Raw genomic sequence first — 15721 nt, forward strand, 5'->3', positions numbered from 1 at the left:
AGGGGAAGTGACTTTTAGTCGATAACCAGATTATTAATCTCTGATTTACCCGGGAAGAATAAACGAAAACTGCATTTTAACGATTTCACTTTTGACATTTCGAGCAAATATTTTGTTGCCAACCTGTATATTTGATAAATTCATCAGCCGGTGCCCGCATGCCAACTTGCCGATGATCATTTAGCCCGGTCTAATACCGGCCCGGGCCGGCATTCGCCGCCCAAACAGCCCAGCCCTTTCCGATGACGCTCCCCAGCACCATGCGCACCCTGTGTCTCATCCCGCCGATGACGCAGCTCAATGTTCCCTACCCGTCGTCGGCCTATCTGACCGGCTTTCTGCGTTCGCGCGGAATCGCCGCCGAGCAGGAGGACATTGCCCTCAAGCTGGTGCTCGAGCTGTTCTCGCCGGCCGGCCTGCGCGCCATTCTCGATAAGGTGAAAACGGTGCCGGCGAAAAAACGTTCGGCCACGCTGCATTGCTTTGCCGACCAGTTCGACCGCTATCTGGCGACCATCACGCCGGCTGTCGCCTTCCTGCAGGGCCGCGACCCATCGATCGGCCATCGCATCTGCGGCCGCAACTTCCTGCCGGAAGGCCCGCGCTTCGCTTCGCTCGACGCGTTCCTTGACGACGGCAGCGGCGACCCGCTGGCCTGGGCCTTTGGCGCGCTGGGCGTGCAGGACCGGGCGCGCCATCTGGCGACGCTGTACCTGAACGACCTGGCCGACGTGCTGCGCGAGGCGGTCGATGAGCGTTTCGAATTCGTCCGCTATGCCGAGTCGCTGGCCCAGAGCCAGCCGACTTTCGAGCCGCTGGCCCGCGCCCTGGCTGCGGCGCCGACGCTGGTCGATCAAACCCTGGAAAAACTGACCCTGGCCGCCGTCGACCGGAGCAATCCGGGCCTGGTGCTGATTTCGGTCCCCTTCCCCGGCTCGGTCTATGCCGCCTTCCGCATGGCCCGGGCGATCAAGGCGCATGCTCCGGCCATCGTCATCGTGCTGGGTGGCGGCTACGTCAATACCGAGTTGCGCGAACTGAAGGAAGCGCGGGTTTTCGACTATTTCGACTACGTCACGCTCGACGACGGCGAACGGCCGCTGCTCGCCCTGCTCGAACACCTCGACGGCCGGCGGCCACGCCTCAACCTGGTGCGCACTTTCGCCCGTGTCGATGGCCAGGTCCGTTACTTCAACAGCAGCGAGCCGGACATCCCGTTCGCCGAAGTCGGCACGCCGACCTGGGACGGCCTGCCGCTCGACCGCTACCTGTCGCTGCTCGACATGCTCAACCCGATGCACCGGCTGTGGTCAGACGGGCGCTGGAACAAGCTGACCGTGGCGCACGGCTGCTACTGGAAGAAATGCAGCTTCTGCGACGTCAGTCTCGACTATATCGGCCGCTACGACGGCGCCCCGGCCGCGCTGCTGGTCGACCGCATCGAAGAGATCATCGGCGAAACCGGCCAGACCGGCTTTCACTTCGTCGACGAAGCCGCCCCGCCCAAGGCGCTCAAGGCGCTGGCCGACGAACTGGAAAAGCGCAACCGGGCGATTTCCTGGTGGGGCAATATCCGCTTCGAGAAGTCATTCACCCCTGACCTCTGCAACCAGCTCGCCGACAGCGGCTGCATCGCCGTCTCCGGCGGTCTCGAAGTTGCCTCCGACCGGCTGCTGACGCTGATGAAAAAAGGCGTCTCGGTCGACCAGGTGGCCCGTGTCACCAAGGCTTTCTCCAATGCCGGTATTCTCGTCCACGCCTACCTGATGTACGGCTTCCCGACTCAGACGGTGCAGGACACCGTCGACGCGCTGGAATACGTCCGCCAGTTGTTCGCCGAAGGCTGCATCCAGTCCGGCTTCTTCCACCGCTTCGCCTGCACCGTGCATTCGCCGGTCGGCCAGAACCCGGCCGAGTACGGCATCAAGCTCAAACCGCTGCCGCCGATCAGTTTCGCTACCAACGACGTCGAATTCATCGACCCGACCGGCGTCGACCACCGCAGCCTGGGCGTCGCGCTAAACAAGGCGCTCTACAACTACATGTACGGCATCGGGCTGGACGAGGACGTGCGCAGCTGGTTTTCGACCCGGGTGCAGAAAACCCGCGTCCCCCGAAACTTCATCGCCAAGGCACTCCGGACCTCCGCTTAGGCGGTTCAGCCGACGGTCGCGCTCAGCAGATTGGCGTTGTAGGCCTGTTGGGCGAGCAGCGATTGAAGAAACTGGTTGCTCGCCGAGCCATTCGCTGTGCTCGAGGCGCTTGAACCGAGCATTTCATTGAGGAAAAGCGAGGACAGACCCGACGACGTGTTGGCGGTGTCGAGAACGCCAAGCTGACCGAGGTAGGAGTATTCCCAGCTTTGCCCGCTCGTACCGAGCAAGCTCGATGAATTGAAGCTTGGCACGGCAACCTGGAGCAGACGCGACGCCGACAACGCCCCGTCGGTCAGCGCGGCGACGCGCCCGGCCAACCCCGTGCTGGAGCTGCTGAGCACGCCCGCCACGCTGGCCGGCGAGGCACTCACGGCGGCGTTGAAGGCCGGGGCATTGAGGGACAGCGTGCCGTTGGCATTGCCGGTGATGCCGATCCGGGCGAGGCTCGTGCTGTCCCCGAGCGCGTTCGACAACTGGGACCGCAGATAGGAGACGCTCAGGCCCAGGCTGGTGTTTTCCGAGCCAAGCCCGGTCAGCGTCGTCTGGACCGCGTTATATGCGTCGACAAAGGAACTCACGGTCTTCGTCATGGCGCTATCGGGAGCCACGCTCAGCGCGGTTTTCCCGGTCGCCACGAGATTCAGCGTCAGGCCCGGGGTGGCCGTTCCGACCGTATTGGTACTGGCGGTGAAGGCCGTCCCGTTGAGCAATCCCTCAGCATTTTGTGCCTGGCTGGTCAGCGTCACCCCGCTACTGCCCTGCGCCGGATAGGTCAGCAGGTCGGCCATGCCGGCGTTGCCGCTAACGCCGACGGTGAAGGCATTGGCCGCCCCGGACTGGCCGGTGACACTCAACTGGTAGCCGGCCGACGATGAGACGACTTGCGCCCGCAGCCCGATATCGGCGGAATTGATCGCCGAAGCAATCCCGGCCAGCGTGTTACTGGCGCTGCCGAGCGCGACCTGACGGGTCTCGCCGCTGGCGAACTGGAAGGTCAAGCTTGCCGCCCCGCTGCCGATAGGCGTCAGGGAACTCGTCTGCGGCGCGCTGCTCAAGGTCTGCGCCTGGGCCAACTGTCTGACCTCGACGGCGTAGGTGCCACTCGCCGTTCCAGCACCGACCGAAGCGGTGGCGATCTTGGCGTTCGCCGAAGTCACCGTCCGGGCATCGAATTTGCCCAAGCCAGCCAAGGATTGCGCCGCCGACTCTAGCGTTTCGACGCCGTTCAGCAAATTCCCCACGCTGGAAATGCTGGTCTGCACGCCGCCCATGGAAAGCAGGCTGCTCACCCCGGAGGTGCCGGAAACCCCGAACAACGAACTGACCGACGATGTCGGATAGAGGGCGTTGATCAAACTCAGCGTGGGGTTGTACCCATAAATCGAGGAGACGTTCATTTTGTCCTCCTGGACATGACTTCGAACCGCCTCGCGAATGCTGGTGGTCAGCGATTCCTATATTCTTTATAGCACATCGCCGCACCGGGGCCGGCCGGCCCGGACGCCAATCGCCACGGCTATTTCAGCGGCGCCGCAGGGCCGCCAACGTCGCGACGATCTCGGCAAACAGCGGACGGGCGGCGATCGTTTCCTCGGCGCAGGCAGCCTGCAGTTCGGCCAGCGCTTGATGCCCAGCCAGCGACGGATCGCAGCGCGCCAGCAACTCCTCGAGCAGGCAAGCAAAGGCGCGTACTTCGATGCGCTGCAAGGCCTCGGCGACCGGGCGATCATCCGGCGCGAAGAACGAAGCGGCGCCAAAATCGCCGAGCAGCGCGGTTCCGTCAGCGCCATGCAGAATATTGTGGGCGTACAGGTCGCCATGCATGATGCCCCTGGCGTGCAGATGCTCGGCGGCCGAGGCGATACCGTGGGCGAGACGAAGAGCGGTGGCGAAGGCAAAGCGCCGATCGGCCGGATAGACGTCGCGCGTGCAGGATTCGAGGCTGGGCGGCCCGGCCAGATTGGCGAAGCTGGCGTCGATCAGTGCCATCACCAGCCCATGCGCCGCCGCTGGATGGCGATCGACCTTGCCGAGTACCGGAATCAGATTGGCATGCCGGCCGGCGCCAAGGCAGGCGGTCATTTCCTTGAGCGGCAAGCCATCGCTGGTCAGTTCACCTTTGAAAATTTTTACCGCGACCGCCTGTGGACTTTCTTCGCCTAACCAGTCCGCTTGATGAATCACCCCGGAAGCGCCCTCGCCCAGTTGCTGCCCGAGTTGCAGGTCGTCCCACGCAATCGGCACAATCGGCGCGCGCGCCAGCGAACGCTGTTCGGCGTCGGCGCAAAATGGATTGCCGGCATAGGCCAGCCAGCACAGGCGCGGCAGCGAAAGCAGCCAGGCCGGCAATGCCGTCAGCCGGTTGGCCGCGATGCGCAGCAATTCCAGGCGGCTGCAGGCGGCCATCTCGGGCGGCAGAGCGGTCAACCGGTTGCCGGCCAGCATCAGCTTCTGCAACTGCCGGCAGCGCCCGATTGCGGCCGGCAGTTCGGCGATTTGATTGTCAGTCAGTATCAGCCAGCGCAGGCCGGAGGGCAGCGCGGCGGCCGGCACCGTGCGAATCCGGTTGGCCTTGAAACCGATCATGGTCAGCCGGGGGCACAGGCCAAGCACTGCGGGCAGTTCGGTGAACTGGTTGTCGGAACAGAACAGGATGCGCAACCGGTGCAGGCGCGGCAGATCATCCGGCAACGACGACAGCGCATTGCCCGACAGATCGAGGATTTCCAGCGTCTCGGCAAGCGCAAAGATCTCGCGCGGGAATTCGCTCAGGCCGCAGGCCAATTTAACCCGCCGGCTCCCGGTCAGTTCGCCGGTGCGCAGTTGTTCAAGAGTATTCAAGGGCGTTCACATCAAGTAAGAAGGCCCGCACTGGGCGGGCCTTCCTTATAAAAAAACCGACTGGCGTGGCGTTAAAGCAGTTCGGCCGGGATATTACCGCCGTTCTCAGCCAATTTCTGCAGCACGGTCTTGTGCAGCCACATATTCATCTGCGCCGAATCGCCCATCTTCTCGGCCGGGCAAGCCAGTTCGGATGCCAGCTCCTTGCGCGCGGCAAGGCTGCTGTCCAGACCGAGCAGTTTCAACAGATCGACGATCTACACCTTCCAGTTGAGTTTTTCGCCATGGGCGCTCGCCAATGCCTCCAGCTTGGCCACGACGTCCACGCTGCTGATCGCCACCGGGGCCGCAGCCGGTACCGCCGGGCTTTCTACCGCGCCAGGGGCCGCTGCGACGGGCTCTTCCTTCTTGTCGCCAAAGCCGAGTTTGGCCAGGATATTGCTAAAAATTCCCATATAAGTTCCTTTTATTTCAGAGATTTATTGAAAACCCAGCGCTGTCCAAAACCATGCTGAACGCTTGTCCATGGTAGCCCCCTCGAAAGCGGGCGTCACCAATTTTATCCTGCAGGATTTCTCATCGCCGGCCATTGGTTTTCCAGGTGTCGCTTTCCGACAGAGGACAAAAACCGACGGAGTTCGCCTTCGCCGACCGCCTTGAAGCCCGTCTCGCCGCGCCCTAAACCACCCGCAGCGCCTGCAGGGTTGCCAGATCGACGATCTCGGCGATGCGGTCGCCCAGGCCGGCGAGCACGCCGGCGTGTAGCTGCGCCGCCGCGATCGTCGCGCCGCCCGGCCCCGGCAGGTCGCGCGTTGCGCTGGCATCGGCGACGACGGCGACCTTGTAGCCACGATGGAAAGCCTCGCGCGCCGTCGAATCGACGCAGTTGTGGGTCATGTAGCCGGCGACGAGCAGGTTTTCGCTGCCCTTTGCCTGCAAGACCTCAGCCAGTTCGGTGCCGGTGAAGGCCGAGGGCAGCTGCTTGTAGATCACCGTCTCGCCGGCCGCCGGCACCAGCCCGGCGAGCGGCTCGGCGCCGGGCGAGCCTGCACCGAACAACAGGGCTCCGGCCGGGGCGCGGTGCAGGACGTGGATCACCGCAATGCCCGATGCCTCGGCCCAGGCGCGCAGGCGGCAGGCGATGGGCGTGACGCTTGCCTCGTCGGGCAAGGCGAGCGGGCCGCTGCGGTATTCGTGCTGGTAGTCGATGAGCACGAGGGCGGTTTTCGCGGCCGGCAGCGTGGCGCCGGCCGTCAAGCTGGGCACGAGGCCGACGATCTGGCGCAAGGTCCGGGCGCTCATGCCGCACCGCCGGCTGGCCGGGCTGCTTCGCGCTCGACCTTGCGTGCCGCCTGCGTCCGGCCGTCGTAACCCCAGCTCGTCGCCGGCAGTTCGTGCAAGGCGACATAGAGCGGTGCCGGCGATGCGGCGAAGGCCGCAGCCCACGGGCAGGCGGCGCGCCCGGCGGTCAACATCGCTTGCGCGGCAAAAATGAAATCCGCCTTTTCCGCCTCGCTGTTGCTGCCGGCGGTAATCAGCGCCTGCAGGCTGGCCGATGCGGCGAGCGCGGCGCCGCCGACGGCATGGCTGCCGGCCGGGACCTGCGTCACGCTGACCACGGTCAGCGCCGCTTCCTTGCGCAGGATGCGCTGCATCAGTTCGGTGGTTTCCTGTTGCAGGGCCTGGATGGTGGCCGGCGCGGCGGCCGGGCCACTGAGGACGATCTGGATCAAGGGCATGGGTTTCTCCTGTTGAATGCACGCCGTCATCATTGCAGGCAAGCTTTTTGGCTACAATCCATCAACCAAATAACAGTTTGTTGCCCTATGGAAACAATCAACCCGCTAGACCATCTCTCCGACCTCGCCGTTTTCGTGCGCGTCGTCGATACGCAGGGCTTTTCGGCGGCAGCGCGGGCCATGGGGCTGACCAAGTCGGCGGTCAGCAAGCGCATCAATCGCCTGGAAAAACAGCTCGGCCTGCGCCTCTTGCAGCGCACGACGCGCGCCATGTCGCTGACCGAGGCCGGCCGCGTGCTTTACGAGCGCGCCGCGCAGGGCGTTGCGCTGCTCGACGAGAGCGCCCGCCTGGCCGCCGGCCTGGTCGAGGCACCGCGCGGCATCCTGCGCGTCACCGCTTCGGTGACTTTCGGCAAGCTCTGCCTGGCGCCGCTGATTCCCGAATTCCTCGCCCGCTACCCGGAGATCGAACTGCAACTGACCCTGCTCGACCGCTTCGTCGATCTCGTCGAAGAAGGCTACGACGTCGCCCTGCGCCTGACCCGCACGCCGCCCGAGCAGGTCGTCGCCAAGGCGCTGATGCCGGTGCGCTACCGGTTGTGCGCGGCGGTCGACTACCTGAAGGGCCGCATAATCGACACACCGGCCGACCTCGCCGGCCACAACTGCCTGCATTACGGCCTGCGCGAACTGGGCAGCGAATGGCGCTTCCAGCGGGCCGGCGAAGAGGCGCGGGTACGGGTCAAGAGCAATGTCGTGGTCAATAACAGCGAGGTCGTGCGCGACCTGCTGCTCGCCGGCCTGGGCATCGGCCTGGTCTGGAACTACGCGGTGGACCGCGAAATCGCCGACGGCCGCCTGCTACCGCTATTGCCAGACTGGTCGCCGGTCGGCCCGTTCGGCCAGACGGCTTACGCGCTATGGCTACCGCAACCCCATCTGCCGCCGAAGACCCGCGTTTTCATCGACTTCCTGGCCGAACGCCTGCGCGAGACGCCGGCTGCTTCGGTCTGACCATGAGCAACAACAATTTCGGGCGGGCTTTCATGACATTTTCTTATCGCTCATTTGCGACCGGCGAATTTAGCCAGCCCGACAGCATCAAGAAATCGCCGCGTTCGACCGGCCGCATCGCCGAAATCGCCTGGCCGCATGATAAATTCGCCACCGACTTGATTCAGGATTCAGCAGCACTGCCATGACCGACCAGCTCAACCTCTTCGACCCCAACGCCAAACCGGAAACCAGCGAACCCGAGATGCCGGCTCGGCCGCCCGAAACAGCCAACGAACCGTCGCCCGCCCTGCCCGCCGAACTGCCTCCGGAAGCTGCGGCTGGACAGCCGCCGGAATTGCCGCCCGCGGCGAGCGGCCCGGCCGGCGACATTCCCTCGCCGGCCGATTACGCCGCCCGCCGCTACCTCGAATACGCGATGAGCGTCGTCACCGGCCGCGCCCTGCCCTCGGCCGCCGACGGCCAGAAGCCGGTGCAGCGCCGCATCCTCTACGCCATGCACCGGATGGGCCTGTACAAGAGCCCGCGCCATGTGAAGTCGGCGCGCGTCGTCGGTGACGTGATCGGTAAGTACCACCCGCACGGCGATTCCTCGGTGTATGACGCGATGGTCCGCATGGCGCAGAACTGGAGCCTGCGTTACCCGATCGTCGATGGCCAGGGCAATTTCGGCTCGCGCGACGGCGACAACGCCGCCGCCATGCGCTACACCGAAGCCCGCCTGACGCCAATCGCCGAACTGCTGCTGGCCGAACTGGACGAAGGCACGGTCGACTGGAAGCCGAACTACGACGGCGCCAACGACGAACCGGCCCTTCTCCCGGCCCGCCTGCCCTTCTGCCTGCTGAACGGTGCATCCGGCATTGCGGTCGGCATGGCTACCGAAATTCCGGCCCACAACCTGCGCGAAGTGGCCAGGGCTGCCGTCGAAATTATCCGCAACCCGGATTTCTCCGAAGACGAAGTGCTGGCGCTGATTCCCGGCCCGGACTACCCGGGCGGCGCGCAGATCATCTCGACGCCCGAGGAAATCGCCGCCACCTACAAGAGCGGTCGCGGCAGCCTGCGCGTCCGTGCCAAGTGGAAGATCGAAAACCTGGCGCGCGGCCAGTGGAAGCTGGTGATTACCGAATTGCCGCCGGGCGTGTCGACCGCCACGGTGCTGTCGGAAATCGAAGCCTGCTCCAACCCGGTCGCCAAGGAAAAGGCCGGCAAGAAAGTATTCACGCCGGAACAGCTCAACCTCAAGGCGGCCTTCCTGTCGTCCATTTCGGAAAACGGCGTGCGCGACGAATCGGGCAAGGAGCACGCCGTGCGCCTGGTCATCGAACCGGCCAGCTCGCGTCAGGGGCAGGACGATTTGGTGCGCATGCTGCTCGCCCACACCAGCCTGGAAACCAACGCCTCGATCAACCTGACCGTCCTTGGCGTCAGCGGCTCGCCCCGCCAAGCCTCGCTGTACAGCATGATCGCCGAGTGGTGCCGCTTCCGACTGAGCACCGTGCAGCGCCGCACGCGGCATCGGCTGACCGCCGCCGAAAAGCGCATCCATATCCTCGAAGGCCGGTTGGCCGTGCTGCTCGACATCGACCGGGTGATCAAGGTGATCCGCGAATCGGACGACCCAAAAGTCGATCTGATGGCGCATTTCAAGCTGTCCGAAATCCAGGCCGAAGACATTCTCGAAATCCGCCTGCGCCAGTTGGCACGGCTGGAAGGGATCAAGATCGGCGAGGAACTGGCCAAGCTGCGCACCGAAGCGGCTGGCCTGAACAAGCTGCTCGATTCGGAAAGCGAACTGCGCGCCTGCGTCGCCAGCGAAATCGAAGCCGACGCGAAGAAATACGGCGACGACCGCCGCACCTTCATCGAAGCGGCCGACAAAGTGACGATGTCGGATGCCAAGACGGTGTCCATCGTCGACGAACCGACCACGCTGATCGTCTCCAAACACGGCTGGCTGCGTTCGCGCCAAGGCCATCACATCGATCCGACCCAACTGACGTTCCGCTCCGGCGACAGCCTGCTCGCCTGCCTGCCCTGCCGGACGGTGGACAACCTGATCCTGCTCGACCACCTCGGGCGCGCCTATTCGATTCCCGCCGCCGACATTCCCGGCGGCAAGGGCGATGGCATTCCGGCCACCTCGCTGGCCGATTTCCAGGATGGCGGCAAGCCCTGCCTGGCCCAGGCCATCCGCAGCGAAACGTTCTATCTTGTGGCGGCGAGCGGCGGCTACGGTTTTCGCTGCAAGGGCGAAGACCTGCTGTCGCGCGGCAAGGCCGGCAAAGCCTTCATGAGTCTGCCCGAAGGCGATACGCCGGTCGTTTTCGCCCCCGCGCCGGCCGGCGAAATCGCCTGTTTGACCAAGGATGGCCGAGCGCTGGTGTTCAATGTCGAGGAAGTCCGGCTGCTCGCCAAGGGTCGTGGCCTGAAGCTGATCGATGCCGCACCGGGCAAGGAAGCGCTGGAAGATATCGTGCCGGTAATTGACGGCGCGGCCGGCAAGCTCAAGGGCGAAAAGCTCGCCGTCTGTCGCAGCCCGCGCGGCGGCAAGGGCAAGCGGGTCAGAGCCGGACGCTGATCGGCCAATCCGCCGGAAGTTCGGCACTGTCGCCACAACGCTGGCGACAGGCGTAAAAAAAGCCGGAGGAAACTCCGGCTTTTTTACTGCAGCAGAACAGTCTGCGTTTAGGCAGCCTTCTTGCCGGCAGCCTTCGGGGCAGCCACGTTGGCGGCCTTCAGGGTAGCTTGGGTGGCGGCGCTGACGCTGGCTTCGGCGACGTCGGCAGCTTGCTTGGCGGCCTTGTTCAGACCTTCGTAAGCGGCGTTGGCCGACTTGATGGCGGACTTGACGGCAGCGACAGCGACTTCGGAACCAGCCGGAGCGGCAGCCAGGGCCTTTTCAACCAGACCGGAAACCTTGGCGTTGCCTTCGGCAACCTTGGTTTCAACTTCCTTGGCCAGCTTGTCCTTGGTTTCGGCAGCGATCGAGATCACGTTGCGCGAGTATTCCAGGCCTTGCTCGATGGACGGAGCGGAGATGGCTTTCTGGATGGTGACGAAGGATTGAACGTCCTTGGCGCCGAGCAGCGTGGTGATGTTGGCGATCGAAGCTTCGAACAGCGAACGGGTGGCGGCCAGGTTCAACAGGGCCAGACGCTCGAAACCTTCGAAGGTCGTGTTGGCGAAGAACAGGGCGAAGTCGAAACCGGACTTGGTGAAATCTTGCGGCTTGGTGAACATGATGTGAATCTCCTGAGGGTTGGTAATCTGGGCAGTGATCGCATTGCTGCACTGCAACATGGAGTTCATTCTAGCCAACCCAATCTCAATGTCAAGAGATTTTTGGTGCACCGCACCAATTTCTGGCAACACCCGTCGAAGCCTGTATTCATGCCGTTTTCCGGCCAACGGAAACGATTTAGCTCATTCCGTATCGAGTCCCAGCCGGGCCAGAATCGCCGTCATCGCCTCGGCCGCACCGAGCGGCAAGTAGTAGTCGACGACATCGCTGAGCTGCGTCCGCGACGGGTTGATTTCCACCGTCGGAATACCGCTCCCCGCGGCGAAGACGACCGGCTGGTTGATATAGGGAAAAATGCTGGAGGTGCCGATGCTGAATACGATGTCGAAGCCGTCCTGCAAGGCATCGATGAAGCGGTCCAGCTTGGCCTCGGGCAAGGCCTCGCCGAACAGCACGATTTTCGGCCGCAGGACCGCGCCACATTGCGGGCAGCACGGCGGCACGGCCCGCCCGCTGTAGTCCGGGGCTGCTTCGCTGAAACGGCAGGCGGTACAGACCAATTCATGCAGATTGCCGTGGATCTCGATGATGTCATGGCTGCCGGCCAGCCGGTGCAGACCATCGACGTTCTGGGTAAACACCATCACCCGGTCGAGATAGTCGTCGAGCGTGGCGATCGCGCGGTGCGCAGCATTCGGCTGCGCACCGCGGCAGTTTTCCTCGATCTGGATCAGGTACTTCCAGGTAATGTCGGGGCGGACCGCGAAGACTTCGCCAGACAGGGCCTCTTCGATGCGCAAACCCTCCTCGGTCGCCTCGCTGTCGTACAGGCCGCCGACGCCGCGATAGGTGGGCAGCCCGGAATCGGCGGAAATGCCGGCGCCAGTGATGAACAAGGCGCTGCGCGCCTGACGGAGGTGCTCGGCAACGGCGTCGAGCGCCGCTTCGGTCGATGAGGAATAGGTAGTCACGTCGGGATCAGCAGCATTCTGGCCGGTTGGCCGGGTTTCGGAATCCCCGCTTTATAACCCCCGGAAATCAAAAAAGCCACCCGCCGGCACGGCAAGTTTCATCAGTTTGCACTAATATGCTTTGTACTGCTGCGGCAGACCTCCCAATCAATCAAACCTGAAGCGATGGACCTGGACAGCCTGACCGAACTCCTCGGCGAAAAAACGATCATCACGCTGACTGGCCTGAGCATCGGCGTATTTTTCGGCATTTTTGCCCAACGCTCCCGCTTCTGCCTGCGCTCGGCGGTCGTCGAGTTCTGGAACCGCCAGGGCACCATCCGGCTGTCCGTCTGGCTTTTCGCGTTCTCCAGCGCGGTGATCGCCACCCAGTTGTTCATCAGCGTCGGCTGGCTCGATGTCAGCCAGGCCCGCCAGTTGGCCGCCACCGGCAGTCTGTCCGGCGCGCTGGTCGGCGGCTTGTTGTTCGGAATCGGGATGATCCTCGCCCGTGGCTGTTCCAGTCGCATGCTGGTGCTCGCCGCCAACGGCAATCTGCGCGCCCTGCTCACCGGCCTGATCTTTGCCGTGGTCGCCCAGGCCTCACTGAGCGGTCTGCTCTCGCCGCTGCGCAGCTGGCTATCCAGCTTGTGGACAATCGAAGGCGGCGGCGCCCGCGACCTGCTCGCGACGTTTCATCTCGGCCACCCCGGCGGCGTCATTTTCGGCCTGATCTGGCTGGCCGCCGCCATTCATTTTGCCCGCCGCGCCCAGCTGGGCTGGCGCGAACGCCTGGGCGGCAGCGGCGTCGGCCTGACCATCGCCCTCGCCTGGCTAGCGACCTACCAGATCGGGACGCAGTCCTTCGAGATCGTTCCGGTACAAAGCCTGAGCTTCACCGGCCCGTCGGCCGACGTGCTGATGCTGGTCCTGTCGCCGCCCGGCCAGCCCTGGAATTTCAACATCGGGCTGGTCCCCGGCGTTGTCCTCGGGTCTTTTCTCGCCGCCCTGTGGGGCCGCGAACTGAAGCTCGAAGGCTTCAAGGATGGGCACAGCATGCGCCGCTATATCGCCGGCGCCGTCTGCATGGGCTTCGGCGGCATGCTGGCCGGCGGTTGCGCGGTCGGTGCCGGGGTTTCCGGTGCTTCCGTTTTTGCGCTGACCGCCTGGCTAGCGCTGATCGGCATGTGGGCCGGCGCCGGTCTGGCCAACGCCGCCCTCGACAAGCCGGAGCCGGATCGGCTACCGGCCCTGCAGCCCTGATTGCCGGCTAACGCCCGGTTGGCGCAAGCTTGAGCAGCGCCCTTCCGGTCAGGCCATCCCCGGATTATTGGCGGCGCCCTTCAAAGTCGGCAGGTTGAGATTGACCGGCTTGACCGTCTTGATGTCGCGCAGATAGGTGGCGACGACATCCCAGATTGGCTCGCCGGCGTTCTTCGCTTCTTCCGAAACCGGCGCCCAGCCCGCTACCTTGTAGATTTTGGCCGGGTCGATCGGCTGGCCTTTCAGCATCATGTTCTGAATGCGGCCGCCCATCTTGCCGGTTGGGTCGCAGGTGTATTGCAGACCGCCGACGCGCACCATGTCGCCGCCCTGCTGGTAGTACGGATCCGGGTTGAACAGGTTGTCGCAGACGTCTTCGAGTATCGTCTTGATCATCTCGCCGCTCATGTTGGTGACCGTCGTCCAGGGATAGGTGATCGCCGTCTGGTCGAGCACGTGTTCCATCAGGATCGGCTGCCCGGGCAGCAGCGAGGTGCCCCAGCGGAAGCCCGGCGAGAAGGCGATTTCAGCATCCTTGACCTTGAGCAGCGCGTCGAGGATCACTTGGTCGAAGGTACCGTTGAAGTTGCCGCGACGATAGAGCAGGCCTTCGGTCACCGCCAGTTTTTCGTTGAGCTTGGCCAGGTACGGGGCGCGCGCCTTGTCGATCAGTGCCTGCATGTCACGGTCGGCCGGCAGCAGATTGGCGAAGACGGGTAGCAGCTTGTAGCGGAAATCGGCGATCTTGCCGTTCCTGACGTCGAAATCGAGCACGCCGAGGTACTTGCCGTTCGAGCCGGCGTTGGTCACCAGCGTCTGGCCGCCAGCATTCTTGACCGACACCGGGGCCGGCATGCCGTCGTGGGTGTGGCCGCCGAGGATGGCGTCGATGCCCTTGACCCGCGAAGCCATCTTCAGGTCGACGTCCATGCCATTGTGCGACAGCACGACGACGACCTGCGCACCGGCGGCGCGGGCTTCGTCGACGGTCTTCTGCATGTTCTCTTCCTGGATACCGAAGCTCCAGTTCGGGGTCTGCCAGCGCGGGTTGGCGATCGGCGTGTAGGGGAAGGCCTGGCCGATGATGGCGACCGGCACGCCGTTCATTTTCTTCATCACGAAGGGCTTGAACACGGCGTCGCCGAAATCGGTGGTCTTGACGTTCTGGGCGACGATATCGATCTGCCCGGCAAAGTCTTTTTCCTCGATTTCCTTGACCCGCGCCTCGCCGTAGGTCGACTCCCAGTGCAGGGTCATCACGTTCACGCCGAGCGCCTTACAGGCGTCGACCATGTCCTGGGCGTTGCTCCACAGCGCCGTGCCGGAGCCCTGCCAGGTATCGCCGCCGTCGAGCAGCAGCGCGCCGGGACGATTGGCCTTCATGCGCTTGACCAGCGTTGCCAGGTGAGCGAAGCCGCCGACCTTGCCGTAGGTCTCGGCGGCTTTTTCGAAATTCAGATAGGTGTAGGCGTGCGCCTCGATGCTGTTCGGCTTGAAGCCGAAGTGCTTCAGCAGATTGTCGCCGACCAGATGCGGCACCTTGCCGAACTGGTCGCCGAAGCCGAGATTGACGTTCGGCTCGCGGAAATAGATCGGCAACAGCTGGGCATGGCAGTCGGTGATATGCAGCAGGCTGACATTGCCGAACTTGGGCAGATCATAGAGCTTGGCTGCGCCCTTTTCGGCCAGAGCGAGATCACTGTGCAACGCCATGCCGCCCGCCGCGGCAACCGCCATGACCTGAAGAAACTCCCGACGATTCATGCTCATATGTGTTCCTTGAAAAATATTCCCAGTCGCTAGTCCCTGGTTGCTAGCCACTAGCTAAAAACTAGCGACTAACCGCTAACGACTAGCGACTAATAACTAACAACTAGTCTTTATTGACCGGCGATTCCGGATCGATCAGGAAAGCCACGATGTGGGTGATCTGCTCCGGCGTCAGCCAGTTGTGCAAGCCGAAACGCGGCATGTTGGTACAGGCCGTGAAGGCATTCGAGTTGTAGATCTTGTCGTAGACGTACTTGATGTTCTCTTCCGAACCGCCGCGCACCTTGCCGAACTGCTTCAGGCTGGGGCCGATGGTGCCGTAGGCCAGTTCTTTCTTGGCCAGTTCATGACAGGCATAGCAGTTGCCGCCACGCACCCGGCCGGCCGGATCGGGCTGGATGAAGCCGATATGTCCGCCAGTACCGACGGCGGCCAGCTTCTCGCCTTCCTTCCAATCGCCGATCAGCTTGCCGTCCACCGGGTAGCGGATGGTTGCGGCATTCAGCTTTTCCAGCTTCTCACCGACCTTGCGCGGCGGATTGTCGCGGTACTCGCCGCAGGTCTTCATCGTTTCGTCCTGGTCGAGACGGCTCATCCAGTACTTCGGATTCTCGGCCTTGAAGGAGGCACGGAACATCTGCTCGGCGTCCCTGGCGAACTTGCCGCCCGGCGCTTCGGCCAGGGCCGAACCAGTAACGGCGGCGGCCAACAGGCCAAAAAGGGCAATTTTAAGTTTCATGG

At 63.7% G+C, this 15721-nt stretch carries 13 protein-coding genes and 1 pseudogene; 5 read left to right on the forward strand and 9 right to left on the reverse strand.

Translation table 11 applies throughout. The features are described 5' to 3' along the window. Positions 1 to 242 precede the first annotated feature (242 nt). Positions 243 to 2153 carry a B12-binding domain-containing radical SAM protein gene (locus tag KI611_RS12750; protein ID WP_226415965.1) on the forward strand — a complete coding sequence of 637 codons (1911 nt, stop codon included), beginning with the start codon at positions 243 to 245 and terminating at the stop codon, positions 2151 to 2153. A 5-nt stretch (positions 2154 to 2158) separates the two neighbouring features. Here the strand turns inward: KI611_RS12750 and fliD are convergent, their stop codons facing one another. The 5 genes and pseudogenes from fliD to KI611_RS12775 form a co-directional block, all read right to left on the reverse strand. After that, positions 2159 to 3553, reverse strand: coding sequence for a flagellar filament capping protein FliD (gene fliD / locus KI611_RS12755; RefSeq protein WP_226415967.1), 1395 nt, complete (start codon positions 3551 to 3553; stop codon positions 2159 to 2161). Positions 3554 to 3677: 124 nt separating this feature from the next. Next, positions 3678 to 4997 carry a leucine-rich repeat-containing protein kinase family protein gene (locus KI611_RS12760; RefSeq protein ID WP_226415969.1) on the reverse strand — a complete coding sequence of 440 codons (1320 nt, stop codon included), beginning with the start codon at positions 4995 to 4997 and terminating at the stop codon, positions 3678 to 3680. 71 nt (positions 4998 to 5068) lie between these two features. Further along, positions 5069 to 5452, reverse strand: a pseudogene (locus KI611_RS12765) (DUF3597 domain-containing protein). 223 nt (positions 5453 to 5675) lie between these two features. Continuing rightward, positions 5676 to 6299 carry a cysteine hydrolase family protein gene (locus tag KI611_RS12770; protein WP_226415971.1) on the reverse strand — a complete coding sequence of 208 codons (624 nt, stop codon included), beginning with the start codon at positions 6297 to 6299 and terminating at the stop codon, positions 5676 to 5678. After that, positions 6296 to 6736, reverse strand: a complete 441-nt coding sequence (locus KI611_RS12775; RefSeq protein WP_226415985.1) for a tautomerase family protein — start codon at positions 6734 to 6736, stop codon at positions 6296 to 6298. The genes KI611_RS12770 and KI611_RS12775 overlap by 4 nt, the downstream gene beginning before the upstream one ends. A gap of 87 nt (positions 6737 to 6823) precedes the next feature. Here KI611_RS12775 and KI611_RS12780 point away from each other — a divergent pair, with 87 nt between their 5' ends. Genes KI611_RS12780 through parC form a run of 3 tightly spaced genes read left to right on the forward strand, consistent with a single transcriptional unit; the run spans position 6824 to position 10334 of the window. Beyond that, positions 6824 to 7750 carry a LysR family transcriptional regulator gene (locus KI611_RS12780; protein WP_226415987.1) on the forward strand — a complete coding sequence of 309 codons (927 nt, stop codon included), beginning with the start codon at positions 6824 to 6826 and terminating at the stop codon, positions 7748 to 7750. Positions 7751 to 7752: 2 nt separating this feature from the next. Further along, positions 7753 to 7938 (forward strand): hypothetical protein, encoded by a 186-nt coding sequence (locus KI611_RS12785; RefSeq protein ID WP_226415990.1) that lies wholly within the window; start codon positions 7753 to 7755, stop codon positions 7936 to 7938. Beyond that, positions 7935 to 10334, forward strand: coding sequence for a DNA topoisomerase IV subunit A (parC, locus tag KI611_RS12790; RefSeq protein WP_226415992.1), 2400 nt, complete (start codon positions 7935 to 7937; stop codon positions 10332 to 10334). The genes KI611_RS12785 and parC overlap by 4 nt, the downstream gene beginning before the upstream one ends. A gap of 107 nt (positions 10335 to 10441) precedes the next feature. Here parC and phaP read toward each other — a convergent pair whose 3' ends face one another. After that, entirely contained in the window at positions 10442 to 11065 is a 624-nt protein-coding gene (gene phaP / locus KI611_RS12795) for a TIGR01841 family phasin (RefSeq protein WP_226415994.1), read from the reverse strand. Positions 11066 to 11179: 114 nt separating this feature from the next. Then, on the reverse strand, positions 11180 to 11968 hold the full coding sequence (locus KI611_RS12800) for an NAD-dependent deacylase (RefSeq protein WP_226415996.1): 789 nt from the start codon (positions 11966 to 11968) through the stop codon (positions 11180 to 11182). A 165-nt stretch (positions 11969 to 12133) separates the two neighbouring features. Here KI611_RS12800 and KI611_RS12805 point away from each other — a divergent pair, with 165 nt between their 5' ends. After that, complete coding sequence (locus KI611_RS12805) at positions 12134 to 13210, forward strand: YeeE/YedE family protein (RefSeq protein WP_226415998.1); 1077 nt, start codon at positions 12134 to 12136, stop codon at positions 13208 to 13210. Between the two features lie 48 nt (positions 13211 to 13258). Here the strand turns inward: KI611_RS12805 and soxB are convergent, their stop codons facing one another. Both soxB and soxX read right to left on the reverse strand, forming a co-directional pair. Further along, positions 13259 to 14980, reverse strand: coding sequence for a thiosulfohydrolase SoxB (gene soxB, locus KI611_RS12810; RefSeq protein ID WP_226416001.1), 1722 nt, complete (start codon positions 14978 to 14980; stop codon positions 13259 to 13261). Between the two features lie 103 nt (positions 14981 to 15083). Then, positions 15084 to 15719, reverse strand: a complete 636-nt coding sequence (soxX, locus tag KI611_RS12815) for a sulfur oxidation c-type cytochrome SoxX (protein WP_226416014.1) — start codon at positions 15717 to 15719, stop codon at positions 15084 to 15086. Positions 15720 to 15721: the final 2 nt, after the last annotated feature.

Source organism: Dechloromonas denitrificans (genome assembly GCF_020510685.1).
Classification (GTDB): Bacteria; Pseudomonadota; Gammaproteobacteria; order Burkholderiales; family Rhodocyclaceae; genus Azonexus; species Azonexus denitrificans_A.

What these genes read in the sequence shown, in the direction of transcription:
- KI611_RS12750 (WP_226415965.1), top strand. Translation starts at nt 243, where the DNA reads ATGACGCTCCCCAGCACCATGCGCACCCTGTGTCTCATCCCGCCGATG.
- fliD (WP_226415967.1), bottom strand. Translation starts at nt 3,553, where the DNA reads ATGAACGTCTCCTCGATTTATGGGTACAACCCCACGCTGAGTTTGATC.
- KI611_RS12770 (WP_226415971.1), bottom strand. Translation starts at nt 6,299, where the DNA reads ATGAGCGCCCGGACCTTGCGCCAGATCGTCGGCCTCGTGCCCAGCTTG.
- KI611_RS12775 (WP_226415985.1), bottom strand. Translation starts at nt 6,736, where the DNA reads ATGCCCTTGATCCAGATCGTCCTCAGTGGCCCGGCCGCCGCGCCGGCC.
- KI611_RS12780 (WP_226415987.1), top strand. Translation starts at nt 6,824, where the DNA reads ATGGAAACAATCAACCCGCTAGACCATCTCTCCGACCTCGCCGTTTTC.
- KI611_RS12785 (WP_226415990.1), top strand. Translation starts at nt 7,753, where the DNA reads ATGAGCAACAACAATTTCGGGCGGGCTTTCATGACATTTTCTTATCGC.
- parC (WP_226415992.1), top strand. Translation starts at nt 7,935, where the DNA reads ATGACCGACCAGCTCAACCTCTTCGACCCCAACGCCAAACCGGAAACC.
- phaP (WP_226415994.1), bottom strand. Translation starts at nt 11,065, where the DNA reads ATGAACTCCATGTTGCAGTGCAGCAATGCGATCACTGCCCAGATTACC.
- KI611_RS12805 (WP_226415998.1), top strand. Translation starts at nt 12,134, where the DNA reads ATGGACCTGGACAGCCTGACCGAACTCCTCGGCGAAAAAACGATCATC.
- soxB (WP_226416001.1), bottom strand. Translation starts at nt 14,980, where the DNA reads ATGAGCATGAATCGTCGGGAGTTTCTTCAGGTCATGGCGGTTGCCGCG.
- soxX (WP_226416014.1), bottom strand. Translation starts at nt 15,719, where the DNA reads ATGAAACTTAAAATTGCCCTTTTTGGCCTGTTGGCCGCCGCCGTTACT.